Origin of the sequence: Ensifer sp. LC11, assembly GCF_001695835.1 — a bacterium.
Taxonomy (GTDB): Bacteria; Pseudomonadota; Alphaproteobacteria; order Rhizobiales; family Rhizobiaceae; genus Ensifer.
Genome location: NZ_MBSO01000023.1, coordinates 304,014 through 325,616 on the forward strand (window position 1 = coordinate 304,014; position 21,603 = coordinate 325,616).

The 21,603-nt window shown below is 62.4% G+C and carries 24 protein-coding genes; 13 read left to right on the top strand and 11 right to left on the bottom strand.

Features of this window, described 5'->3' with window-relative positions:
* Nucleotides 1-69: 69 nt before the first annotated feature.
* The gene (locus BBX50_RS17615) at nucleotides 70-1,053 is read right to left on the bottom strand and encodes a TerC family protein (protein WP_065776615.1); all 984 of its coding nucleotides are present in this window, start codon (nucleotides 1,051-1,053) and stop codon (nucleotides 70-72) included.
* A gap of 204 nt (nucleotides 1,054-1,257) precedes the next feature.
* On the opposite strand from BBX50_RS17615, the gene BBX50_RS17620 reads away from it, so the two are divergent.
* The 4 genes from BBX50_RS17620 (at nucleotide 1,258) to BBX50_RS17635 (ending at nucleotide 3,527) form a co-directional block, all read left to right on the top strand.
* Complete coding sequence (locus BBX50_RS17620; protein ID WP_065783923.1) at nucleotides 1,258-1,587, top strand: hypothetical protein; 330 nt, start codon at nucleotides 1,258-1,260, stop codon at nucleotides 1,585-1,587.
* 87 nt (nucleotides 1,588-1,674) lie between these two features.
* A complete protein-coding gene (locus tag BBX50_RS17625) occupies nucleotides 1,675-2,094 on the top strand; it encodes a GNAT family N-acetyltransferase (RefSeq protein WP_065776617.1) in 420 nt (139 codons plus the stop codon).
* 130 nt (nucleotides 2,095-2,224) lie between these two features.
* Nucleotides 2,225-3,139: a glutathione-dependent disulfide-bond oxidoreductase gene (yghU, locus tag BBX50_RS17630; protein ID WP_065776618.1), complete on the top strand. Its 915-nt coding sequence runs from the start codon at nucleotides 2,225-2,227 to the stop codon at nucleotides 3,137-3,139.
* Nucleotides 3,140-3,149: 10 nt separating this feature from the next.
* On the top strand, nucleotides 3,150-3,527 hold the full coding sequence (locus tag BBX50_RS17635) for a hypothetical protein (RefSeq protein WP_065776619.1): 378 nt from the start codon (nucleotides 3,150-3,152) through the stop codon (nucleotides 3,525-3,527).
* 77 nt (nucleotides 3,528-3,604) lie between these two features.
* Here BBX50_RS17635 and BBX50_RS17640 read toward each other — a convergent pair whose 3' ends face one another.
* The 3 genes from BBX50_RS17640 to BBX50_RS30965 all read right to left on the bottom strand — a co-directional run bounded on the left by BBX50_RS17640 (nucleotide 3,605) and on the right by BBX50_RS30965 (nucleotide 5,257).
* Entirely contained in the window at nucleotides 3,605-4,342 is a 738-nt protein-coding gene (locus tag BBX50_RS17640; protein ID WP_065776620.1) for a glutathione S-transferase family protein, read from the bottom strand.
* 137 nt (nucleotides 4,343-4,479) lie between these two features.
* Nucleotides 4,480-4,887 carry a hypothetical protein gene (locus tag BBX50_RS30960; RefSeq protein ID WP_274534024.1) on the bottom strand — a complete coding sequence of 136 codons (408 nt, stop codon included), beginning with the start codon at nucleotides 4,885-4,887 and terminating at the stop codon, nucleotides 4,480-4,482.
* Nucleotides 4,859-5,257 carry an SDR family NAD(P)-dependent oxidoreductase gene (locus BBX50_RS30965; RefSeq protein ID WP_280138361.1) on the bottom strand — a complete coding sequence of 133 codons (399 nt, stop codon included), beginning with the start codon at nucleotides 5,255-5,257 and terminating at the stop codon, nucleotides 4,859-4,861. Before BBX50_RS30965 ends, BBX50_RS30960 begins: the two co-directional genes overlap by 29 nt.
* Before the next feature lie 226 nt (nucleotides 5,258-5,483).
* Between BBX50_RS30965 and BBX50_RS17650 the strand changes: the two genes are divergently transcribed.
* Nucleotides 5,484-5,957, top strand: coding sequence for a VOC family protein (locus BBX50_RS17650; RefSeq protein ID WP_065776621.1), 474 nt, complete (start codon nucleotides 5,484-5,486; stop codon nucleotides 5,955-5,957).
* A 365-nt stretch (nucleotides 5,958-6,322) separates the two neighbouring features.
* Here the strand turns inward: BBX50_RS17650 and BBX50_RS17655 are convergent, their stop codons facing one another.
* Nucleotides 6,323-7,018 (bottom strand): type 1 glutamine amidotransferase domain-containing protein, encoded by a 696-nt coding sequence (locus BBX50_RS17655; RefSeq protein ID WP_065776622.1) that lies wholly within the window; start codon nucleotides 7,016-7,018, stop codon nucleotides 6,323-6,325.
* Between the two features lie 121 nt (nucleotides 7,019-7,139).
* Between BBX50_RS17655 and BBX50_RS17660 the strand changes: the two genes are divergently transcribed.
* Complete coding sequence (locus BBX50_RS17660; protein ID WP_065776623.1) at nucleotides 7,140-8,027, top strand: LysR family transcriptional regulator; 888 nt, start codon at nucleotides 7,140-7,142, stop codon at nucleotides 8,025-8,027.
* 131 nt (nucleotides 8,028-8,158) lie between these two features.
* On the opposite strand, the gene BBX50_RS17665 is transcribed toward BBX50_RS17660, so the two are convergent.
* From BBX50_RS17665 to BBX50_RS17675, 3 genes are read right to left on the bottom strand one after another with little or no spacing between them, the layout of a single operon-like run.
* Nucleotides 8,159-8,386 (bottom strand): hypothetical protein, encoded by a 228-nt coding sequence (locus tag BBX50_RS17665; RefSeq protein WP_065776624.1) that lies wholly within the window; start codon nucleotides 8,384-8,386, stop codon nucleotides 8,159-8,161.
* A gap of 46 nt (nucleotides 8,387-8,432) precedes the next feature.
* On the bottom strand, nucleotides 8,433-8,843 hold the full coding sequence (locus tag BBX50_RS17670) for an SRPBCC domain-containing protein (RefSeq protein ID WP_065776625.1): 411 nt from the start codon (nucleotides 8,841-8,843) through the stop codon (nucleotides 8,433-8,435).
* On the bottom strand, nucleotides 8,840-9,163 hold the full coding sequence (locus tag BBX50_RS17675; protein ID WP_065776626.1) for a metalloregulator ArsR/SmtB family transcription factor: 324 nt from the start codon (nucleotides 9,161-9,163) through the stop codon (nucleotides 8,840-8,842). Before BBX50_RS17675 ends, BBX50_RS17670 begins: the two co-directional genes overlap by 4 nt.
* Nucleotides 9,164-9,228: 65 nt before the next feature.
* Between BBX50_RS17675 and BBX50_RS29385 the strand changes: the two genes are divergently transcribed.
* Nucleotides 9,229-9,384, top strand: coding sequence for a hypothetical protein (locus BBX50_RS29385; protein ID WP_201723493.1), 156 nt, complete (start codon nucleotides 9,229-9,231; stop codon nucleotides 9,382-9,384).
* Between the two features lie 180 nt (nucleotides 9,385-9,564).
* Here the strand turns inward: BBX50_RS29385 and BBX50_RS17680 are convergent, their stop codons facing one another.
* Complete coding sequence (locus tag BBX50_RS17680) at nucleotides 9,565-10,077, bottom strand: invasion associated locus B family protein (protein ID WP_065776727.1); 513 nt, start codon at nucleotides 10,075-10,077, stop codon at nucleotides 9,565-9,567.
* A gap of 26 nt (nucleotides 10,078-10,103) precedes the next feature.
* The gene (locus BBX50_RS17685) at nucleotides 10,104-13,139 is read right to left on the bottom strand and encodes an autotransporter domain-containing protein (RefSeq protein ID WP_065776627.1); all 3,036 of its coding nucleotides are present in this window, start codon (nucleotides 13,137-13,139) and stop codon (nucleotides 10,104-10,106) included.
* 245 nt (nucleotides 13,140-13,384) lie between these two features.
* Between BBX50_RS17685 and BBX50_RS17690 the strand changes: the two genes are divergently transcribed.
* The 3 genes from BBX50_RS17690 (at nucleotide 13,385) to BBX50_RS17700 (ending at nucleotide 16,505) form a co-directional block, all read left to right on the top strand.
* The gene (locus BBX50_RS17690; protein WP_065776628.1) at nucleotides 13,385-14,479 is read left to right on the top strand and encodes a histidine kinase; all 1,095 of its coding nucleotides are present in this window, start codon (nucleotides 13,385-13,387) and stop codon (nucleotides 14,477-14,479) included.
* Between the two features lie 131 nt (nucleotides 14,480-14,610).
* Complete coding sequence (locus BBX50_RS17695) at nucleotides 14,611-15,705, top strand: histidine kinase (RefSeq protein ID WP_065776629.1); 1,095 nt, start codon at nucleotides 14,611-14,613, stop codon at nucleotides 15,703-15,705.
* Entirely contained in the window at nucleotides 15,702-16,505 is an 804-nt protein-coding gene (locus BBX50_RS17700; protein WP_065776630.1) for a LytTR family DNA-binding domain-containing protein, read from the top strand. The genes BBX50_RS17695 and BBX50_RS17700 overlap by 4 nt, the downstream gene beginning before the upstream one ends.
* A 21-nt stretch (nucleotides 16,506-16,526) precedes the next feature.
* Here BBX50_RS17700 and BBX50_RS17705 read toward each other — a convergent pair whose 3' ends face one another.
* Nucleotides 16,527-17,420: a LysR family transcriptional regulator gene (locus BBX50_RS17705; protein ID WP_065776631.1), complete on the bottom strand. Its 894-nt coding sequence runs from the start codon at nucleotides 17,418-17,420 to the stop codon at nucleotides 16,527-16,529.
* A gap of 144 nt (nucleotides 17,421-17,564) precedes the next feature.
* Between BBX50_RS17705 and BBX50_RS17710 the strand changes: the two genes are divergently transcribed.
* From BBX50_RS17710 to BBX50_RS17720, 3 genes are all read left to right on the top strand, one after another.
* Nucleotides 17,565-18,176, top strand: a complete 612-nt coding sequence (locus tag BBX50_RS17710) for a glutathione S-transferase (RefSeq protein WP_065776632.1) — start codon at nucleotides 17,565-17,567, stop codon at nucleotides 18,174-18,176.
* A 73-nt stretch (nucleotides 18,177-18,249) separates the two neighbouring features.
* Nucleotides 18,250-20,316, top strand: a complete 2,067-nt coding sequence (locus BBX50_RS17715; RefSeq protein WP_065776633.1) for a pyridoxamine 5'-phosphate oxidase family protein — start codon at nucleotides 18,250-18,252, stop codon at nucleotides 20,314-20,316.
* A gap of 64 nt (nucleotides 20,317-20,380) precedes the next feature.
* Nucleotides 20,381-21,601 (top strand): adenylate/guanylate cyclase domain-containing protein, encoded by a 1,221-nt coding sequence (locus BBX50_RS17720; protein WP_065776634.1) that lies wholly within the window; start codon nucleotides 20,381-20,383, stop codon nucleotides 21,599-21,601.
* Nucleotides 21,602-21,603 lie beyond the last annotated feature (2 nt).

Sequence of the window (21,603 nt, forward strand, 5' to 3'; positions counted from 1 at the left end):
ACCAAACATACGAACGCGGCGGCCCCGTTTGAAGGCCGCCGCGTTTTAGATCTTGGCCCCGTGAGGGTGTTATGCGGGCTGCTGCTCCTCCCTCGTCTTCACCAGGCTCCAGACGACGCCGGAAGCGATGATCGCGAAGGTCACGCCGAGCGAGAGAGCCGCCGGGAACTTCTCAAGCCCCAGAAGGTCGGCAACGAAGATCTTCGAGCCGATGAAGGTCAGGACGACGGCAAGCGCCGGCTTAAGGTAACGGAAGCGGTGGATCATCGCAGCAAGAGCGAAATAGAGGGCGCGCAGGCCGAGGATTGCGAAGATGTTCGACGTGTAGACGATGAACGGGTCGGTGGTGATGGCGAAGATCGCCGGAACCGAATCGACGGCGAAGATCACGTCAGCGACCTCGACCATGACCAGCGCCATGAACAGGGGCGTGATGAACCAGGTCATCTTGCCGGTCTTCGGGTTTACGAGCTTCACGAAAAAGCGTTCGCCATGGTGCTCTTCGGTGACGTTGAAGCGGCTGCGCATGAAGCGGACGAGAGCGTTGTTCGAAACATCCGGTTCCGATTCCTTCATGACCAGCATCTTGATCCCGGTGAAGATGAGGAACGCTGCAAAGATGTAGAGAATCCAGGCGAACTCAGCGACCAGCGTCGCGCCGACGCCGATCATGATCGCGCGCAGCACGATGACGCCAAGAATGCCCCAGAACAGGACGCGGTGCTGATAGAGCCGCGGAACGGCGAAGAAGGAGAAGATGAGCGCGATGACGAAGACGTTGTCGAGGGCAAGCGTCTTTTCGACGACGAAGCCGGTCATGTAGGCAAGGCCGGATTCGGAGCCGAGATACCACCAGACGAAGCCGCCGAACGTCAGGCCGAGCGCGATATAGAAGGCGGAAAGCTTGACGCTTTCGGCAACGCCGATCTCCTTGTTCTCCTTGTGGAGAATGCCAAGGTCGAACGACAGGATAGCGATGACGAGAGCGAAAAAGCTCGCCCACATCCAGAGCGGCGTTCCCAGCCACACTACAGACATGAAGGAAAAGTCCACAGACGGGTCCCCAATCGGCACATGATGTCGGAATAAGGTCCGACATCGCAAGAGTGCCGAAGCTCTCGCCAGAGGGGCCCGGACCAGCGGGTTAGGCGGCAGATAGGCGCTCAACTTTCGCGGTTCAAGGGAGACATTACGATTTTTTCGTGTAAGCAACCGGAGCGGTCTATGGCCGGTCACGCGGAACCTTCGGGAGACAAAATGATATCAAAGCTCTTCGTTCTGGCGGCGGCGACTGCATTCGCTGCAAGCGCGCCCGCGCTCGCCAATCCGGCTACGAGCGTCAAAGCCGCCCGCACACTTTGTCGCCAGGTGACGAGCTTCGACCCGCAACGCGCCGCCTGCAAGGTTGTGGCGGCAAAGCAGACCGTCGTCATCGAATGGGACAGCAACCATGAGGATAACCGCGTCGGCTGCGCCGGCTTCGGGCGTCGAATGCGCTTCCAGGGTCTCGAATTCGATCGCGGCTGGACCCTCGTGCTGAGGAACACGGTTATCGAAACCGACAAGGTCGCCTCCTGCAAGCTTTAAGGTCAGATCGTGACGGTGGATCGCGCCGCATGATTTGGCCCGCGTCGCGATACTGATAGGTTTGGGTCGACTTGGAGGATCGCGGTCATGGACACGGGAAATATCGGGGATGCTGCAGGCCTCGAGTGGCGCGGAGCCTTCGAAAACCGGGAGCTGAACGCCCTGCACGCCGAATGCTTCGAGCATGCATTGACAGACGACGACTGGTGGAACCAGGTCAACCGCTTCAGCCTGGGCTGGGTCTGCATGCGGACTTCAGGCGTGCTCACAGGCTTCGTCAATGTCGCATGGGACGGAGGCGTTCACGCCTTCCTGCTCGACACGATGGTCGCCTCGCCCCAGAGACGGATGGGCCACGCCGCGCGGCTGGTCGAAGAAGCGGTGATGCACGCCAAGGCGGCGGGGTGCGAATGGCTGCATGTGGATTTCGACCCGCATCTTCGCGATTTCTACTTCGGTCGATGCGGTTTCGTCGCGACAGATGCCGGCCTCATCCGCCTTCGATAAAAAAATCCTCCAGCGCCTTTCCATTGAGCATGGTCACCCTCGCCGGCCGGGTGATGTGGTGGCTTGATGAACTTCCTATATAAGGCAAACCGACCGATCGACGTTTTCCGCCAAGACAAGGACAGATTTGATGACCGAAAAATCCCCCGCTGACAATTTTCCTGCCGGCTACGAAGTTCCCAAGGTCTGGACCTGGGACAAGGGCAACGGCGGCGCCTTTGCCAGCATCAACCGTCCGATCGCCGGGCTGACGCACGACAAGGACCTGCCGGTCGGCAAGCACCCGCTGCAGCTCTACTCGCTGGCGACGCCGAACGGCGTGAAGGTCACGATCCTGCTGGAAGAGCTTTTGGCTGCCGGCCATTCGGGCGCCGAATATGACGCCTGGCCGATCCGCATCGGGGACGGCGACCAGTTTGGTTCCGGCTTTGTCGACGTCAACCCGAACTCCAAGATCCCGGCGCTGATGGACCATGCGCCCAAGGGCGGCGGCGCGCCGGTCCGTGTCTTCGAATCAGCCTCCATCCTGCTTTACCTTGCTGAAAGGTTCGGTGCCTTCCTGCCGAGCGAGCTTCGCGCCCGCACCGAAACCTTCAACTGGCTGTTCTGGCAGATGGGCTCCGCCCCCTTCCTCGGCGGCGGTTTCGGTCATTTCTACGCCTATGCGCCGATGAAGATCAAATACGCCATCGACCGCTACGCCATGGAGGTGAAGCGCCAACTCGACGTGCTCGATCGCCATCTCGCCAACAACCGGTTCCTCGCCGGCCAAGAATACACCATCGCCGACATGGCCACCTGGCCCTGGTATGGCAATCTTGCGCTCGGTCAGACCTACGGCGACGCCGGCGCATTCCTTGAGGTGCAAAGCTACGAGCACGTCCAGCGCTGGACGGCCGAGATCGCCGCACGGCCTGCCGTCAAGCGCGGCCGTATGGTCAATCGCCTGAGCGGCGATCCGGCCGAGCAATTGCATGAGCGACACGACGCCTCCGACTTCGATACGAAGACTGAGGACAAGATCGTCGAGAAGCAGACCGCGTAAGGAGAACAGAATGGCCAAGCTGGCTGATATGACGAAACACCGGGGTTTTCCCTACGCCATGCCGGGCACGGGCATCCAGTTCGTCATCCGTCGGGCCAATCCCAAGGGGGCAACCCCGATCAAGGCCTTGCCCCGCCATGCCCGGCCGGGCTCTGGGGCGCACCGCATCGATGCGGCCTTCCTCCATGCCCTCTGGCATCATTTCGGCGCGGAACCATTCGAGCGCGGCAATCTCGATGCCGCCCGGCTGAACCTCCTGTTCGGACGCGAGGTGCTGCCGGTCGACAAGGATTTCGATCCCGTGTCCTATGAAGCGTTGCTCATCATCAACGAGAAGGTTGCCCGCCAAAGCTTCCCGGAATCGTTCGTGGACGTTTTCGAGGTCTGATGTCGGCGGCGGCCTGGCCGCTCCAACTATTTGAGGTGGCGCACCGCTCGCGGGTGCGCCACCTCTTTTTTCGCAGGTCAAGCGTCGAGTGCGCCCGCCCTCTTCAGCACGTCGTTCAACGGGACGAGGCCCTTCATCGCGCCGCTGCCAACGGCCGGCACACCGTCCTCGATCGCCAGCGCGAAGCGGAAGGCGGGATCGGCCTCGATGCGTTTGCGCAAAGCGCTGATGCGCGGATAGTTGCGCTCGTAGTCCTTGGGGTCGATCGCCTCATGGAAATCGACCCAGCGCGCCACACCAACGAAAACAGCATCGGCGAGGGTCGGCCGGTCACCCAGCAGATAGTCGCCTTCGCCCATCATCGCCTCGAGCTGCTTGTGGCGCTTGGCGACGAACTCGCGGCCGAGAGCACGCAGCGTCTCGCGATACGCCTCGGTGGCATCTTCCGCCTCCAGCGCCACCCACATCGAGAAGAAGGCGCCGGTGAAGCCGGTGTTAAGAAAGGCGATGATCTGGTGCATGCGGTCCGCCTCGAAGGTGCCCGGCGCGAAACTGATGCGGCGCTCGTGATCGCGCGCCTCCAGCCAGAGTGCGATCGCCATGGTCTCGGTCAGCACGTGGCCCTCGTCGGTCACAAGCGCGGGCGTTTCCACCCGGCCGTTAAACCGCTCATAGGCATCGGTGCGCATTTCGCCGAGCATGTCGACACGGGTGAGGCGATAGGGCTGGCCGAGCCATTCGAAGGCGGTGACCAAGCCTGCCGAACTGCCGAGCGGAAAGCCAGAGGTGAAGATCGGTTCAGAGATGTTGTGCATGTCGTTTCTCCATGTTGATGATCTGGATATATCGACGTGGACTTTGGCTCTGTAGTCCTTCAATCATGGAACAATCGTCCACATACATGGACGACCGTTCCTGCCAGAAAGAGCGGCGCCGCGGTTGGCGTACCAGACTAGGATGCGGATCGGGTGGCGGCAGCGGGGAAGAGACCACCTTCATCCGCATCGACAGTGATCGATAAGGTCACATGCCGCGGACGCGTCAGCGCAAACAGCACCGCCTCGGCGATGTCCCGGTTGGTGGCCGCCTCTCCCTTGCGCCGCTCACTTGCGTCTTCCCACGCGGCTTCGAGCGGCGAGATGTCTTCAAGATACGGCGGGTGAACGACGATCGAACGAACCGGCGTGCCCGCCAGCTTCTGGCGCAGGCCATCCGCCAGGGCCGCATGCGCCCGCTTGGCGGCATAGAATGGCACGGACGCGGTCTGAAGTGCTGCGTTGGGCAGGCCGCTGATCGATCCGATCGTGACGATGTCCGGCCGAGGCGAATGGCTAAGCAGCGGCAACAGACCCTGTGTCAACAGATACGTTCCGGTGATTGCCGCATTGACGACACCCAAGCACCTCGGCGCTCGAATGCCCCTCGTCGCTGTGTTCGAGCCACGTCGCGCCGTTGTTGATGAGGATATCGACCCGTCCGCCCTGCGCCTTGATGGTGCCGATGGCGCCGGCAACGCTCGCTGCATCCGCAAGGTCGAGCACGACCGTTTGAACCCGACGGCCAAAATTGCTGGCAATGGCTGCCGCCACATCCTTGAGAGCGCTTTCGCTGCGGCCGCACAGGACAAGATCACACCCGGCCTCGGCCAGCGCATAGGCCAGTGCCGCGCCGAGGCCGCGACCGGCCCCGGTAATTGCTGCGACGGTTCCGTTCAACTGCTTCATCTGCATCCCCTGAGATGTCGGGTGGCTCCCCCACCGCGAGTATAGGACCCGCACAGTTAGGTATCACGGGTAGAAATTCCAACATGGGAATCCCTCGCCAGGAGCAGGTGCGCCAAATGTGCCCCAACGGTGGGATTGCCCTTTTCTTGGGTGGAGAAACGAAATCGTTGACCTATCTCGCAGGGTGGCGAAGGAAACGGGCCTTGGGGCTTCAAAGTGAAAGGAAAGCGTAATGGCAAAGAACATGATCTGCCTCTGGTACGACAAGGACGCCGAAGCCGCCGCTCGCTTCTATGCCGAGGTCTTTCCCGACAGCAAAGTCAGTGCCGTGCACCGCGCGCCGAGCGACTATCCGTCCGGCAAGGAAGGCGACGTGCTGACCGTCGACTTCACCGTTGCCGGCATTCCTTGTCTCGGCCTCAACGGCGGCCCGATGTTCAAGCACAGCGAGGCCTTCTCGTTCCAGATCGCCACCGACGATCAGGAAGAGACCGACCGCTACTGGAATGCGATCGTCAACAATGGCGGCCAGGAGAGCGCCTGCGGCTGGTGCAAGGACAAGTGGGGCATTTCCTGGCAAATCACGCCACGTGTCCTGACTGAAGCCATGGCCGCCGGTGGAGCCGAGGCAAAGCGGGCCTTCGAGGCGATGATGACCATGGGCAAGATCGACGTCGCCGCGATCGAGGCAGCGCGACGCGGCTGAGCGCGTCCTGTTCGAATAGAGGCGAGAGCATGGGCATTCGCACGCAGCAAAGCGCAAAGCCGGAACTTTTCTGAGCGAGACGCCTTACCCCTTGGAGTGCGAGCCGTGCCAACCGGACACGGCAGGGATGGCGAACATGGCGGTTTTTCCGGTTTCTCGCCATGGCCAACGAAACGGCAGTCGAGCGTCTTACCTGTCCGGCTCGTCTCACAGATCGGGAACATGGAGCAGCCGGCGATGGATCGCCGGCAACCTTCCCATTCGGACACGCCGACGCCTTGTCACGGAACGCCCGAAGAACAGAGGGCGCAATTCGCCTTGTGACAAGTCGCCTTGTGACTGGCAATCGGCGGCGCCGGAAAACATCAGGCCGCGAGGACGTCGCGGAGCGCCTCGCCGACACCGGTGGCCGACTGGGGATTCTGACCGGTGATCAAGCGGCCATCGACAACCACCTTTGATGTCCAGTCGGGCGCCGGATGATGCGTCGCGCCGCGCTCTGCAAGCGTGCTCGCCAACAGGAACGGCACTGTCTTGTCGAGCCCGACGGCGCGCTCCTCGGAATCGGTGAAGGCGCTGACATTGCGACCGGATACGAGATAAGCGCCATCGGAGAGCTTGACGTTCACCAATGCCGCCGGGCCGTGGCAGACGGCGGCGACGGCACCGCCCGCCTCGAAGATCGAACGGGTCACGCGGTCAACTGCCCTGTCTTGCGGCAGATCCCACATCGCGCCGTGACCGCCGGCAAAGAAGACGGCCGCGTAGCGGGAGGGATCGACATCATCGAGCTTGGCCGTCGTGCGAATTGCGGCGCGGAACGCTTCGTCGTTCCAATAGCGGGCGTTGGTCAGGTCCTCCAAGTCAAGCCCGTCGACCGGCGGCTCCCCGCCCTTGATCGAGGCGAATTCCACGGTGATACCGGCCGCTTCGAGCACCGCCAGCGGATGGGTGACCTCGCCAAGATAGAAGCCCGTCGGCTGGCCGCCGTCTCCCTTGGTGCCGTGGCTGGTGAGCACGAAGAGCACAGGCTTTTGCTGATTGGCTGTTGTGTTCGGCATCATTTTCTCCTGTTTGAAGTGGCCTGACATTGCGGCCGTCGAATGATGCTGCTTATCTATTGCTTCGATTAGCGGCGATAAATTCGCCTGCAAGGAAATGATTTGGTCCTGAAAGGCAAAGATGCGCCGCTTCGATCACCTCGCCGACGTCGAGGCTTTCATTACGGTCATGGACAAAGGGTCGATGACCGCCGGGGCCGTGGCGCTTGCGACGACGCCTTCCGTGCTGAGCCGGGCGATTACCAGGCTCGAGACGAAGCTCGGCACCCAACTGGTGCGGCGAACGACGCGGCGCATCAGCCTTACCGAAGCGGGACGCGCATACCTGGAGCAGGTGCGCTCGGCTTTCGAAACGATCGACCAAGCCGAGCGGGCAGTTCAGGGCGAAGGCGTCCTGGCCGGCAGGGTTCGCCTTAGTGCATCAACGACCTATGGCCATTTCCAGTTGCCGGAAAAGCTGACGCGCTTCGCGCTGAAACATCCGTCGGTCGCCGTCGAACTGTCGATTGCCAACCGCAACGTCGATCTCGTCGCAGAGGGTTTCGACCTGGCCATACGCCTCGGGCAGCTGCCGGACAGCGGCATGGTTGGGCGAAAGCTCGGCGACGCGCCGCTAAGGCTGGTCGCTTCGCCCGGTTACATCGCCCGGCGTGGGCTGCCGCGATCGGTGGAGGATCTCACATCCCATACGTGCCTGCCTTTCATCATGCCAAGCACCGGCCGTCCGGCCCCCTGGTTGCTGCGGGTCGACGGCACGGATGTCGATTGGATCCCCCATGGCCCGGTCCAAGTGGAGGATGATGTGCTCGGTACCGTATCCCTGGCGGAGGCAGGCCTCGGGATTTGCCAGACCTACGATTTCGTCGTGCGCGATCGCCTGGCACGGGGCAGCCTGGTCGAGCTCCTGCCAGATTTCGGCGGCCGGTCGCGCCCCTTCTCGCTCATCTACCCGCCCCACCGCCATCTCTCGGCAGCAACGCGAGCGCTGATAGACTGCCTTCTGGAATAGGCGACGAGGGACAGGCCGCCAGGCACCGCGCTCCGCCGTGCCTTCATGCGTCACGCCGGCCGAACATCGAAAACGTTTCATCCGCCGGCTCTTTCCGCCGAGTAAACCGGTCAGCCGCCGCCACGCGACCGTTAGGCCCGGCTTCGTGACACCGCCTGGGCCGCATCTTCGCGCTTGCCCAGATAAGGCAGCGCGAAGAGATAAAGGCCGGTCGGCAGAAGCACGGCAAGCGGCGGCAAAGGCAGATAGTAGACCCACTCGGGAAGTTCCGCCAAAGGCATGCCGGCAAAGATCGCAGCAACGGCCAAGGAGAAGAGCAGGGATGTCCAGCGATGGATTTTCCGGATGAGAGCGGTCATTTTTCGGTACCTTGAATCTGAGCAATTGTCCCGAAGCGCGGAGCGCTCAATCGAGTTTCGCGACGACTTCCGCCAACTGGGTGAGAAAACGCGGCCATCCGACCGTGGCGCCCTGGAAATAGGCTTTTTGGTCCGCCGTGAAGCCGCGCTGTTCCATCCGCAGGTTCGTCCCGGTCTTTGTGGGGGCGAGCGTCCATGTGACGACGCTGAGGAGATCCTTGGTGTCCCAGCGATAGGCAAGCGAGCGGTTTGCCTCGATCGTTTCGACCTCGCAATCGACTTGACCCCAATCGGCCGAGAGGGTGAAGCGGCGCCCGACTTCGGGGATGAAATCGTTCCTCATCAGCCATTCGGCAATCAGATGCGGTTGCGTCAGCGCACGCCAGATTTTTTCCGGCGGATAGGGAAAGTCGCGTTCGACGACGACGGAGCGTGTTGTTTCGGTTGTTTCGGTCATTGGTCCATTCTCTTGAGAAGATCATCGAGATCGTTGAAACGGTCCTGCCAGAAGCCGGCCATTTCGGTGGTCCAGTCAACCAGGGTCGCGAGGGCTTCGCGCTTGGCGCTGTAATAGGTGTAGCGGCCCTCGTGCCGGTCGTGCACGAGCCCTGCAGCCTTGAGGATCTTGAGATGTTTGGACACGACCGGCTGCGAAACTCCGGCATCGGCCAGCAATCCGACAACGGTCGTATCCCCTTGGCGGCAAAGGTGCTCAAAGAGCCCGCGACGTGTGGGATCGGCGAGTGCCCGGAAAACCGCATCCTGTAACTGCGACATATCTCATATCCATTTGGCTATGCATTGACGTATAGTCAATTGGCTATGCGTTTGTCAAATGCGCAATGATCGAGATTTTCGCGGCCTGGGCGGATGATCGCGTGTTTCGCGACGGGCACTGGATGTTCAAGACGGCTGACCGGGCCTTGCACAGTCTGAACTATGTGGCGGGCGGGCACTTCTACGTCATCGGCGACGCGATCGACGTATCCTCCCGATAGGCTGATGTCTTCCGGCGCTTGAAGGCATCCGGAACGATGGCAGCGTCTGCAGGCCGGCCCATGCTCGCAGCGGACGCCCGGCGACGGGGTTCGGCTTGGAGCGACTGACCGGCAAGAGACCGGTGCCCTGATGCAGACGCCCCAAATAGCCGGCGCGCTACCTGAAGCCGTAAACCGGCCTCACGATTTCCCAGACAGCGCGATCACCCGGTCCAGTGCCGCAGCAAAGCCTTTGAGCGACACCGAGAACGCCACGTCCTTTTCGCTGTCGCTGGCAAACGCACCGATCTTCAACGCCGTTCCTTCGCGCAGCAGCGCAACGGTCGTCTCGGTAAATGTCAGCGGCACGATGCAGCCAAACGGCAAGCAGGTGCTAAACCGGGTCGGCTTGCCGCCCGTCGCCTCGTCGACGCCAAGGGTGACGCCCTTGTCCAGGTAAAGACCGAAGGGAAGCGCAAGGCTTCCCTCGAGGCCGGCATCTTCCGCCGGCCGAAGTTCGAGCGTCAGCACATGCTGGCCGCTTTTGTGGAACTGGCGTTGCGACAGAAGGCAGTGTTTCTTCCCCTCGATCTCGACGCAGGCAACGCTCCAGTCCTCGTAAGTCTCTGAAAGCTGAGATGGTGCGGCAGACTTCTCGGTTGCCGCATCCTCCCCGTAAACAAGCGTGATGGCGACAAATGTCGCCATCAGCATGGTTGAGATCCAGACAAGCTTGCGCATCAGAAGCGCACGTCGAGCTTGGCATCGACCGCATTCTGCGTCGTGCCGGAGCCGAACTGACCGGTATAGGTGATGCCGAGGCTTGCATTGCCGGTCAGCGCGAAGTCAATGCCGGCCTCGATGATCGCCGCATCCTCGGCGATCGGCGTTCCGGCGACCGAGAAGGCACTGCCCGTGCCGAAAGCCATCGTCGAGAACGGCGTAGTGTCGCCGAAGGCGTGCTGCCAGCCAAGCATGCCGCGCAGCTTCGCATCTGTCGTGCCGAGGCTGAGAGGAGCCGAGGCCCGAAGGCCGAGCGTCGTAAACGTCGTATCGGTCGTGTTGCTCCGGCTCGACAGCGCAGCCGCGGCACCGCGCTCGGTGAAGCCGTCGGTGTGCAGGCTGACATAGGCGAGGTTCGCGAAGGGTTCGAGCGCCACGCTCGGCAGGTCAATGCGATAACCGACTTCGCCGAATGCCTGGAAGGTTCCGGCATCATAGTCGGCCTTCAGCTGATCGGTGAAGCCCGGGAAGGCAACCGTGCGCGACGTATTGATCGAATGCCAGGTGTAAGCGAGACCAGACCGGAGCGCGACATCACCCCAGCGGCCGCCGCCGTAGACGCCAAGGTGGTAATTGTCGCTGTCGCCGCTGGCGGTGCGGCTGTCGACATCGAAGTTCGTGCGGCTATAGCCGGCCATGATGCCAACGAGCGCACTATCCGAGACCGCCGCGTCGAAGCCGGTGACGAAACCGCCGGTCGACTGGTCGAGCGCACCGGTGTTGCCGTTGCCGTCGGTGTTGGTCCAAGAGCCGAACACCTGCCCCCAGCCGACCATCGCCGGCGGCGGGACAGCGACCGCGCTGATCGCCCCGACTGCGCCGGTCGTGACCTTGTCCTCCGGACCATAGGCCAGAACCGGCACATTCGCAGCCGCCACGTCGCCGAAGGCGTCACGAATGCGGTCGTTCGCCGCGTTGCGCAGCAGGCTGCTATCGTTGATGAGCGCGGTTTGCGCCGAGGCATGGACTTCGCCGGACAGGAGGTCGAAGGCCCGGCGTGCCGCGTCGCCGTCCAGGATCGTCAGGGCATTGTAGAGCCCGAGCGAGGAACCGCTCTGGGCAAGCGTGTTGAGAGCAAGGGCCGTCTGCCGCTGGTTGCCGGTGGCAGCCTCACCTTCGAAGACACCGGGTTCGCCCGGCTTCGGCTCACCTGGCTTTGGCTCCTCGCCGGGCTTCGGTTCTTCGCCCGGCTTCGTACCCCCGTTCTTCACCTTGATTTTGAGATCGACCTGCCTCTCCTTCTGGTCGAGCGAGACCTCGAGGAAAGCGGATTTCGAAATGGCCTCGGCGAACTGCCCCTCGATCGCGCGGTCGGCAGTCAGGATCGTATAGGTCTGTCCGGTCTGATAGCTGGTGTTCGGATCGAGCGCCGTCACCTGAACATTGGTGCCGCTGCCGATCTTGGCGATGCCAGTGTTCTCGTTGTTTCCAATGCTCTTGACGACAATGCGATCGGAGCGGCCGTCGCCAGCGATATCAGCTTCGTAGATCGATCCGGTCGCCATATCCAGACGGCCCATGATCGTCAGCGTGCCGGTGGAATTGTTGCCAGGCGAAATGATCGCCTTGGAATCGATGAACGTGTCGCCGACCGTACCGGAACCACCCAATCGACCGAAAGAGGTCGAGTTCGGATCGCGGATGCGGTTCAATTCGCCGAGTACATTCACCTCGTTGGTATAGAAGCGATCACCCTGCACCCGTCCCGTCTCGCCATCGACGATCAAAGTGCCACCACTCACTTCGAACCGGGTCTCGCTGTAGTCCAGAGGGCCGTTATCCGGATCGTTGTCGATCGTGTCGAGGTTGCTCTTCAGCACCAGCTTGCCGCCGGAGACGTTCACCTTGCCGTAGAACTTCGTCAGGTCGCCGCTGACGATGGTCTCGCCGGAGAAATTGGTGATCGTGCCCTTGCCGCCCATGGCATTGGCGAATTCGTAGCCCGTATTCGTATGGTTGAAATTGACGTAACCCTTGCGCGGGCCGAAGTCGATCTTTGCCGAAGCGTTGACCGTGCCGGCCGCCTGCGCCTGGCGGGCGCGTGGCTCGGCAATATTGTTCAGGTCGACCTTGCCGCCGATCGTCAGATTTCCCATGCCTTCATTGTTGACGCCGCCGATGCCGGAAAGCACGATGTCGCCGCCAACCGAAAGCTTGGCGCCATTGGCGACCGAAAGGTTGGCGCGCCCGGCTTCGCCAATCGTCAGCTTGTCGGCAACCTTGAGCTCGCTGCCAGCGCCATCGATATAGGTCTGAATGGTGTCGACGCTCTCGTCCTCGCGCAGGGTCGCAGTATTGGTCGTGACTACGGCGCCCTTCTCGATCGTGAAGCTGTCGCCAATCTCGAAGTGACCGGTATTGATCCAGCGCGAATTCTCGCCGCTGACAAGAACCGTGCCGTTCTCAAAGGTAGCCTTGTTCGAATTGACGATACCGCCGTCCTCGATCCTGACTGCGGCGGTGTTGAGTGTCAGCGCGCCGAAGGCGACACCCAGAAAATCGGTGGTGAGCATGGAACCGGCGCCGCGCACCACGAGCGTTCCGTCACCCTCCTGGAGGGCACCGATATAGGTCTCCTTGGCGGACACCTTGCCGCCGTTTTCGACGATCAGCGTGCCCTTGCCGCCGTAAATGCCGCCCTCGAACCCGCCGATGAAAAGCACGCGGTACCCGTTCGGATTGGTATCGACAATATCCCAGGTGGATCCCGGGCCGGAGACGACGACCGTGCCGATCGATCCCTTGCTGTCAGCGATGTAGCCACCCTTGCTCGCGACGTTGGCGCCGTCCTTGATCGTCAGCGTAGCGCCCGCGGGACCACCGCGGATCACGAGATTGCCGTCGATCGTCTGGTCGCTGGACCAGGTCGTGTCGTTCGGAACGAGCAATCCGGCCGCCTTCGCCGGCGACGGCGTGAAAGCAGTGGTCGCCAGCATCATAGAGACGAGGCCGGCACGGCCAAGCGCGGTTGAACTCAGCAGGTTGATCCTCAAAACGTCCGCCTTCGCACAGCTATTCAATGTCTGCCCCTTTTCATTTGCATTTGTCGGCGCACTCTCCCGGCCAAACCGGCAGCGCACGGGTATGGGGCGGCTATAGCAAGCCCGCGAAACGGGAGAATTCGGCTTTCTGCAAACGGCAAATTGCAGCGCTGAAGGGCTGTGGCTTTCTGCAAACCGCTCGTTTTCACCGATGAACGGCGATCGACAACCGCTGAGACTTGAACGATAAAACCCGCATGGCGCGAGGAAATGGCACGGTATCACCTGACGAAGCGGAGTATGCCGCCGGCGTGCGCCGGGCGACCCTCTTGCTCGGTCTCCTTTACCAGTTCATGCAGTCCGTCATCAGCAACACGCTGTGGGCGTTCCTCAGTTATGATCCCATCGCAATTGCGCCGATCACCCTGATCCTGATGCTGAGCGGCACGCTGATGTCCTACGCGATGGCCGCTGCCCTCTTCCGCTACCGGGACCGGTCCATTCTCTTCAAGCTTCTGCTTGGATCCGCCCTGTCACTCGTTGCGGCGGCCATCAATGCCGGCGTCGATTTCCTCTGTCATGGTCTGATCGCGCATGGCGATCCGGGCGACATCAACTGGACCAATGTCGGCTACACGATCATCTATTGTGTGGCGCTGTTCCATGGGTGGGCCTTTCTCTACATCGCGCTTCTCGCGACCTTCGAACTGCGCGAACGCGAGCGTCGTCTTGCCGTTACACGGGAGGAGGCCCTGACGGCGCAGATGCGGGCGTTGCGTTATCAGGTCAATCCGCACTTCCTGTTCAACACCCTGAACTCGATCGCCGGCCTGATCGAGGAAGGCTCTTCGACTGCTGCCGGCCGCATGGTGCTTTCGCTTTCCTCATTTCTGCGAACCACGCTCGAACTCGACCCGATGCAGGACGTCTGTCTCGCCGACGAACTGGCCTTGCAACTCGGCTATCTGAACATCGAGGGCGAACGCTTCTCCGACCGCATGCGTGTCAAACTCGACATAGCACCCGGCCTCGAGCAGGCGCTCGTGCCGAGCCTCATTCTCCAGCCGCTGATCGAGAATGCGGTAAAACATGGCGTCGGCCGCTCCGCAGGCGTTGTCGAAATCCTCATCAGGGCAGCAAGACAGGGCGAGACGCTTGAGCTTTCCGTCGAAAACGACCTGGCACGCGAGCCGCAGCGCGTGACGAGAATGCCTGTTGGTACCGGCACGGGGCTGAAAAATGTCGCCGACCGCATCAGGGCCCGGTTTCCCGAGGTGGGCGCCTTCATTTCCGGTCTTGTCGCGCCGCACCGCTTTCGCGCGTCGATCACCATGCCGCTGCGGATGGCATGAGACCGGAGCCGGCCCCGCGTGCCGCCAGCGGCAGGTGGCGGTGGTCGAAAGACCCGAGCTTTCTGCTAACCGCTCGATTTGGCCGACGAACGGCAATCGACATCGGCGGCCGGTTGAACGATAAAAACGGCATGAAACTTGAGGATGAAGCGAAAACAGCCGACGAGAGCGCCTACATCGCCAGCGTGCAGCGCACGACTCTCTGGCTCGGTCTTCTCTATTGGTTCGTTGAATTCCTGATCAGCAGCATCCTTTGGGGCATACTCGGGATCAACCCGATCCTGTCGGCGCCCGGCAAGTTGCTCCTGATGTGCTGCGGGATGGCTTTGTCCTATGGCATCGCCGCAGCGATCTTTGGCGTGCGGCACCAGCACATCGCTCTCAAGATCGTGGTCGGCTTCGCCGCATCCCTTCTTGCCGCCTTCGGCAATACGGCGGTCGATTTCCTGCTGTATGTACTCATCGTTCGACCCGACCCGATCACGGTCGACTGGACGAACACCGGCTATACGCTGGTCTACAGCATGGCGACATTTGTCGGATGGTCGTTCTTTTTCGTCGCGCTGCTCTATAGTTTCGAATTGCGCGAGCGCGAGCGCCGTCTGGCGATCGCGCGCGAGGAGGCGCTGGCCGCGCAGATGCGAGCACTCCGCTACCAGGTCAATCCGCACTTTCTGTTCAATACGCTGAACTCCATCACCGGCCTGATTGAAGAGGGACAGACGGACGCTGCGACGCGCATGGTGATTTCGCTGTCGAATTTTCTGCGCACGACACTGGAGCTCGACCCGTTGCACGACGTGCGGCTTGCGGACGAGCTCGCGCTGCAAGCCGGTTACCTGCACATCGAAGGTGAACGCTACTGCGACCGGATGAAACTCAGGATGGACATCGCCAATGGCCTCGAAGAGGCACTGGTGCCAAGCCTGATCCTGCAGCCGCTGATCGAGAACGCGGTCAAACATGGCGTTGGCCGTTCGCCCGACCAGGTCGAGATCGTCATCAGCGCGGCCAAGATCGGCCATGCGCTTGAGATCGCCGTTGAAAACGATATCGCAGCGGAGACGGAGAGCGGGCGGCGCCAGGCCACCGGCACCGGGATAGGCCTCAAGAATGTTGCCGATCGCGTCCAGGCTCGGTTCCCGGGCGTCGGCGCCTGCGTTTCCGGCCTCGTGGCGCCAAGGCGTTTCAGAGCAGCGATCACCATGCCCCTGAGGCTCGCATGAACGACATCCAGACAGCCCCTCTTTCCATTCTCGTCATCGACGACGAGCCGCTCGCCAGGCGCCGCCTGTTGCGCATTCTCGGAACAATAGCCGGGATCGAGGTGGTCGGGACGGCCGGCAATGTGCAGCAGGCCTGCGGCCTTATCGCCGAACTCCTGCCGGATGTGATCCTGCTTGATATCCAAATGCCGGGCGGCACCGGCTTTGATATCCTGGAGCAACTGGGCGACACCGCGCCTGCGGTCGTTTTTGTGACGGCCTTCGATCACTATGCCCTTCGAGCCTTCGAAGCCGCAGCCGTCGACTATGTCACCAAGCCGATCGAGTCCAACCGTTTGCGCACGGCAATCGAGCGGGCCCGTGTCGCAATCGCGGCGCGCACCAGTGCTGAACGCGTCTTGGAACTCAATGAAACCGTGCTGGCGCTGCGGCAGGCGTTACGCAAGCGCGAAACCCAGACAGGCGACCTCTGGATCAAGTCCAGAGGAGAGTTCGTGCGGATCGCTCTCGATCGGGTCGTGCGCTTCCAGGCGGAGCGCGACTATGTCCGCATTCACGTCGAGGGTCGCTCCTACCTGCACCACGAAAGTCTGGCTTCGCTCGAGCGCCGCCTCGATCCCGCCGAGTTTCTAAGACTTCACCGCAGCTCGATCGTGCGCCGCGACTGTATCGTGGGCCTCAAGCAGGCCCCCTTCGCCGCCCTGATAGTACTTTTGTCCGACGGCAGCGAAATCCGCGTCGGGCGTACCTATTCCCGCCACATCCGGCCGATGACCGGCGAGCGGCCGCAATCGGAGTGACGTCGGTACCGGCGCCAGCGGCTATCTCAAGACAGCGCGCAGTCGCGGCGCGGCGAAATCGACGAAGGCTCTGAGCTTCATCGGCACCAGTCCTTGCGGAAGATAGACCAGTTGCACCGGCAGCGGCGGATGTTCGAACGTCTCCAGCAGCGGAACGAGCAGACCGTCGGAAACCGGCTGCGCCACCTGATAGGACAGCACGCGCGTCAGTCCCAGGCCGGCAATCGCCGCATCAACGGCCGATTCCGCCGTGTTGACGATCAATCGCGACCGGATCGGCGCCGTCAGCTCGCGCCCGTCCTCAAGGAACCGCCAGACATGGGCCGCCGTGACGTTTTCGAAGGTGATGCAATCATGTTCCCCAAGCTCGCTTGGATGCGCCGGCGCACCATGCCGTGAAATGTAGCCGGGGCTCGCATAGACCACCCGGCGAACCGTGCCGATCCTTGTCGCTACGAGGTTGCTGTCCGGCAGATTGCCGATCCTGAGCGCCACGTCGATGTGGTCGTCGACGAGATTGGCGAAACGGTCGCCCAAGGCGAGCCGCATGTCGATCTCCGGATGGGCTTTCAGGAAGTCGACAACGACGGGCAACACATGCAGGCGCCCAAAGACGATCGGCGCCGAGACTGTCAGGTCACCCTTCACCGCGCTGTATTCACCGGCCGCAACTCTTTCAGCCTCTTCGACGCGCGACAGGATCTCCTTGGCGGCCTCGATATAGGCGCGGCCAGTTTCGGTCAAAAGCACCTTGCGGTTTGTCCGGGTTATGAGCTGCGCGCCCAGATGCGCTTCGAGTTCCGAAACCTTGCGGCTGACGGTGGCGAGCGGCGTTTTGAGCTGGCGTGAGGCGGCGGAAAGGCTACCGTTTTCGACAACGGCCAGCAGAACACTCATGGCGTCGAGACGATCCATCTTTCCTTCCAAAAATCGGGAATCAAGCTATCAGATTAGCACTCTACTGCCAAAAACTGGAAAGTCATAGATTGCTTTCGAAGGCGGTTCATCCCGAACCTCCCGGAGGCCGCCACGGTCCTCATGCTTCGAGGTAACTCTTCCATGAAACTCTATCGCCATCCCCTGTCCGGCCACTCGCACCGGGCGCAGCTCTTCCTGTCGCTGCTTGCAGTGCCGCATGAACTGATCGACGTCGACCTCAAGGCGCGGGCCCACAAGGCGCCGGACTTCCTCAAGCTCAACCCCTTCGGTCAGGTTCCGGTGCTCGACGACGACGGCACCGTCGTTGCCGACAGCAACGCCATCCTGGTCTATCTCGCCAAGAAGCTCGGCCGCATCGACTGGCTGCCGGAAGACCCGGCGTCGGCCGCCAAGGTGCAGAAATGGCTGTCTGTCGCCGCTGGCGATATCGCTTTCGGTCCGGCGGCAGCACGGCTCGTCACCGTCTTCGGCGCCAACCTGCATGCGGACGATGCAATCGCCCGGGCGCACCGCATCCTGGCGCTGATCGATGCCGAACTGGCCGGCCGCGACTTCCTTTTGGGCGCCCGGCCGACCATCGCCGACGTCGCCCTCTACAGCTACGTTTCGGCAGCACCTGAAGGCAATGTCGATCTCTCCAGCTACGCCCATGTGCGGGCCTGGCTTGCCCGCATCGAGCGACTGCCGGGTTTCGTCGGCTTTCAGAAGACGGCCGTCGGCCTCGCCGCCTGATCCCCACTGATCCACCCGCCCCGGGGCAGATCACCCTGCCCCGGAGCTTCGTCCCAATGAGGAACCCCTGATCATGCCGGACAATGCAAAAGCGAAACGACCGGATTCGCCCTGGCACGAGGGCGAACTCGCCATCCAGCGCAGCCTCGGCGTCGTCGAGCGCATGGACGCGACCGGACGCAATTTCGTCCGCACGTTCATGCCCGAGCAGCACCAGCAATTCTTCCCGATGCTGCCTTTCGCCCTGTTCGGCACCGTCGATGCCAAGGGAGACGTCTGGGCGACGATGCGCGCGGCGGCCCCGGGTTTCATGCACGCACCCGACGCCTTGAACCTTACCGTCCGGCTGCCACGCGAGCCGGATGACCCGGCCGATGCCGGGATGGACGACGCCCACGCGATCGGCATGCTCGGCATCCAGCTCGAAACCCGCCGCCGAAACCGGCTGAACGGCGCGATCCGCCGCGACGGCGACGACGGTTTCACCATCCGTGTCCGCCAGAGCTTCGGCAACTGCCCGCAATATATCCAGCTTCGCCAGTTCGCCTTTACCCGCGACCCGCACCAGCCGGCACCGGTGCGGCCGGTTCATCGCTCCGCCCTGGACGATCGCGCCCGGGCAATCATCGCCCACGCCGACACATTCTTCGTCGCTTCCTATGTCGATCTGGACACGGGCGAACGGCAGGTCGACGTCTCGCACCGCGGCGGCAAGGCCGGCTTCGTTGAGATCGGCGAGGATGGCGTGCTGACCATCCCCGATTTCTCCGGCAACCTGTTTTTCAATACGCTCGGCAACTTCATGGTCAATCCAAGGGCCGGATTGCTGTTTGTCGACTTTGCAACCGGCGACATGCTGCAGATGACCGGCAGCGCCGAGGTCATTCTGTCTTCGCCGGAAGTTGCCGCCTTTCAGGGAGCCGAACGCCTGTGGCGCTTCCGGCCGGAACAGGTCGTCTATCGTGAGGACGGCCTGCCGCTTCGCTTCGCCTTCGAGGACGGCGGCTGGTCGCCGAGCCTGCTGCCGACGGGTGATTGGGAACAGGCAAGGATACGCTTGCAGGCCGCAGCGCTTGCCGACACTTGGCGGCCGTTTCGCGTCGCCCGCACCGAAGAGGAAAGCGCGACGATCCGTTCGCTTTACCTCGAACCGGACGACGGCGTCGGTCTGATGGCCCATCGGGCTGGCCAACACCTGCCGATCCGGCTGACCGCTGAAGCAGGCGGCAAACCGCTTGTCAGAAGCTACACGCTCTCTTCGGCCCCGACCGACGGCTTTTACCGCATCAGCGTCAAGCTGGATGGCGCCGCCTCGCAGTACCTGCACGGATTGAAGGCGGGCGACCGGATCGAGGCGCGGGCCCCGGCGGGCAGCTTCACGATCGACGGGACGGAGCGGCGCCCCGCCGTGCTCATCGGCGCCGGCGTCGGCATCACGCCTGTCATCGCCATGCTCAAGCACATCACCGCCGAAGGCCGCCGCAAGCGCCGATTGCGTCCGACCTGGCTGTTCCAGGCCGCCCGTTCGCTGGAAGAGCGCGCCTTCGATCGAGAAATCGCCGCCCTGGTCGAGGAAGGTCAGGGCAATATCCGCCTGGTGCGGGCACTCAGCCAGCCGGAAACGGCAAGCGAAGGACAGGACTACGATATCGCCGGTCGCATCGACATTAGCCATCTGAAGGCCACACTGCCCTTCGACGACTACGATTTCTACCTCTGCGGTCCGGCAGCTTTCACCCAGTCGCTCTATGACGGTTTGCGTGCGCTCAGCATCGCCGACGCCCGCATCCACGCCGAAGCTTTCGGCCTGTCGTCGCTGACGCGCCGACCGGACGGCGGTTCAGCGCCGGCGATAGCTGCGCCCGCCAGCGCTCCCGTCCACATCGTCTTTGCCAAATCCGCCAAGGAGGCCCGCTGGCAACCGGGCGAAGGTAGCCTGCTCGATCTTGCAGAAGCACGCGGGCTGGCACCAGACTTCGGCTGCCGCAATGGCAGCTGCGGCACGTGCAGGACGCCGCTGCTCGAGGGGAAGGTAACCTACCCCTCGCAGCCCTCCTACCCGGTCTCCGAAGGCGAAGCGCTCATATGCTGCGCCGTACCGGCGGAAAGCGAGGAGCGCAAACTGCATCTTTCGCTCTGAGCCCTGGTTCGGCTATTGGTGGTGCACCACATTGTCAGGCGACGTCAGCCGTCCGGGATGCACCATGAACAACGAACAGATCCGCGATATCGTGCTGTGGCTTTCCGAACAGGGCCTGAAAGGCCTGGACGAGCCGGAGCTGTTTGCCGGCTTCTGCGAGCAATGTCGCGCCGCCGGCCTTAACCTGGCGCGCGCGCTCGGACTGATCGACACTCTGCATCCGGAATTCGAGGGTCGTGCCTTCCAGTGGAACGATGAAAGCGAGATCACGCCGGAGGTCATTCAGTACGGCTCGACGACCACGGGCGATGCATTGCTGAACTGGCAGAACTCGATCTTCTACCACATGCTTTGCGATCGAACGGCTGAGCGCCGCATTCGGCTCTCCGCCGATGAGGGGACCAAGTACAACATACTGGACAAGCTGAAAGACGAAGGCCATACCGACTGCGTCAGCATGATCCACCATTTCACCGACCAGGGCCGCGTCGGCGAAATGGATTGCTTCTATTCCTATTGGACCACGCGAAGCGAAGACGGGTTCAGCGACGACGACATCGCGGCACTCCGGATCCTGCTGCCGACCCTTGCACTGGCGGTGAAGACCGGCTCATGCGTGCGCATCATCGGCACGCTCGCGGACGTCTATCTCGGCGCCGACGCCGGTCAGCGCGTGGTCAAGGGCAGCATCGCCCGAGGCTCGGCCGAGCGGATCGAAACGGTCATGTGGTTTTCGGACCTGCGCGGCTACACGCGCATCTCCGACACCGCGGCACCCGACGAGATCATTCCCCTCCTCAACGACTATTCGGGAACCGTGATCACGGCCGTTCAAGACCACGGCGGCAGCGTGCTGAAGCTGATCGGCGATGGGGTGCTGGCGATCTTCAATGCCGAAGATCCTGCCGTTGCCTGCGCCAATGCGATCGGCGCGGAGCGGCAATTGCGGCGCATGCTGGTCGAGCTCAACGCCCGCCGGCAAGAGGCAGGCAAGCCGGTCACGGATGTCTATCTCGGCTTGCACATCGGTGAAGTCTTCTACGGCAACATCGGCAGCCAGACGCGTCTCGACTTCACCGTCGTCGGCCCGGCTGTCAACGAGGTCAGCCGCATCTCGTCCATGTGCCGGTCTGTCGAGCGGCACATGATCATGTCGTCAGATTTCGTCGAGGCATGCCCGCCGGCTGAGCGGGCCCATGCCGTCTCGCTCGGCCGCTTTGCGTTGCGCGGCATCGCCAAGGCGAAGGAGCTGTTTACCTGGGATCCGGAACTGCCGGTGAGCTGACG

Excerpts from the sequence above, each read along its gene's own strand:
- BBX50_RS17635 (WP_065776619.1), top strand. The coding sequence starts at position 3,150 with ATGGCCAAGCTGGCTGATATGACGAAACACCGGGGTTTTCCCTACGCC.
- BBX50_RS17655 (WP_065776622.1), bottom strand. The coding sequence starts at position 7,018 with ATGCCGAACACAACAGCCAATCAGCAAAAGCCTGTGCTCTTCGTGCTC.
- BBX50_RS17660 (WP_065776623.1), top strand. The coding sequence starts at position 7,140 with ATGCGCCGCTTCGATCACCTCGCCGACGTCGAGGCTTTCATTACGGTC.
- BBX50_RS29385 (WP_201723493.1), top strand. The coding sequence starts at position 9,229 with ATGATCGAGATTTTCGCGGCCTGGGCGGATGATCGCGTGTTTCGCGAC.
- BBX50_RS17700 (WP_065776630.1), top strand. The coding sequence starts at position 15,702 with ATGAACGACATCCAGACAGCCCCTCTTTCCATTCTCGTCATCGACGAC.
- BBX50_RS17680 (WP_065776727.1), bottom strand. The coding sequence starts at position 10,077 with ATGCTGATGGCGACATTTGTCGCCATCACGCTTGTTTACGGGGAGGAT.
- BBX50_RS17620 (WP_065783923.1), top strand. The coding sequence starts at position 1,258 with ATGATATCAAAGCTCTTCGTTCTGGCGGCGGCGACTGCATTCGCTGCA.
- BBX50_RS17675 (WP_065776626.1), bottom strand. The coding sequence starts at position 9,163 with ATGTCGCAGTTACAGGATGCGGTTTTCCGGGCACTCGCCGATCCCACA.
- BBX50_RS17640 (WP_065776620.1), bottom strand. The coding sequence starts at position 4,342 with ATGCACAACATCTCTGAACCGATCTTCACCTCTGGCTTTCCGCTCGGC.
- BBX50_RS17625 (WP_065776617.1), top strand. The coding sequence starts at position 1,675 with ATGGACACGGGAAATATCGGGGATGCTGCAGGCCTCGAGTGGCGCGGA.
- BBX50_RS17670 (WP_065776625.1), bottom strand. The coding sequence starts at position 8,843 with ATGACCGAAACAACCGAAACAACACGCTCCGTCGTCGTCGAACGCGAC.
- BBX50_RS30965 (WP_280138361.1), bottom strand. The coding sequence starts at position 5,257 with ATGCAGATGAAGCAGTTGAACGGAACCGTCGCAGCAATTACCGGGGCC.
- BBX50_RS17715 (WP_065776633.1), top strand. The coding sequence starts at position 18,250 with ATGCCGGACAATGCAAAAGCGAAACGACCGGATTCGCCCTGGCACGAG.
- BBX50_RS17705 (WP_065776631.1), bottom strand. The coding sequence starts at position 17,420 with ATGGATCGTCTCGACGCCATGAGTGTTCTGCTGGCCGTTGTCGAAAAC.
- BBX50_RS17665 (WP_065776624.1), bottom strand. The coding sequence starts at position 8,386 with ATGACCGCTCTCATCCGGAAAATCCATCGCTGGACATCCCTGCTCTTC.
- BBX50_RS17710 (WP_065776632.1), top strand. The coding sequence starts at position 17,565 with ATGAAACTCTATCGCCATCCCCTGTCCGGCCACTCGCACCGGGCGCAG.
- BBX50_RS17720 (WP_065776634.1), top strand. The coding sequence starts at position 20,381 with ATGAACAACGAACAGATCCGCGATATCGTGCTGTGGCTTTCCGAACAG.
- yghU (WP_065776618.1), top strand. The coding sequence starts at position 2,225 with ATGACCGAAAAATCCCCCGCTGACAATTTTCCTGCCGGCTACGAAGTT.
- BBX50_RS17695 (WP_065776629.1), top strand. The coding sequence starts at position 14,611 with ATGAAACTTGAGGATGAAGCGAAAACAGCCGACGAGAGCGCCTACATC.
- BBX50_RS17650 (WP_065776621.1), top strand. The coding sequence starts at position 5,484 with ATGGCAAAGAACATGATCTGCCTCTGGTACGACAAGGACGCCGAAGCC.
- BBX50_RS17690 (WP_065776628.1), top strand. The coding sequence starts at position 13,385 with ATGGCGCGAGGAAATGGCACGGTATCACCTGACGAAGCGGAGTATGCC.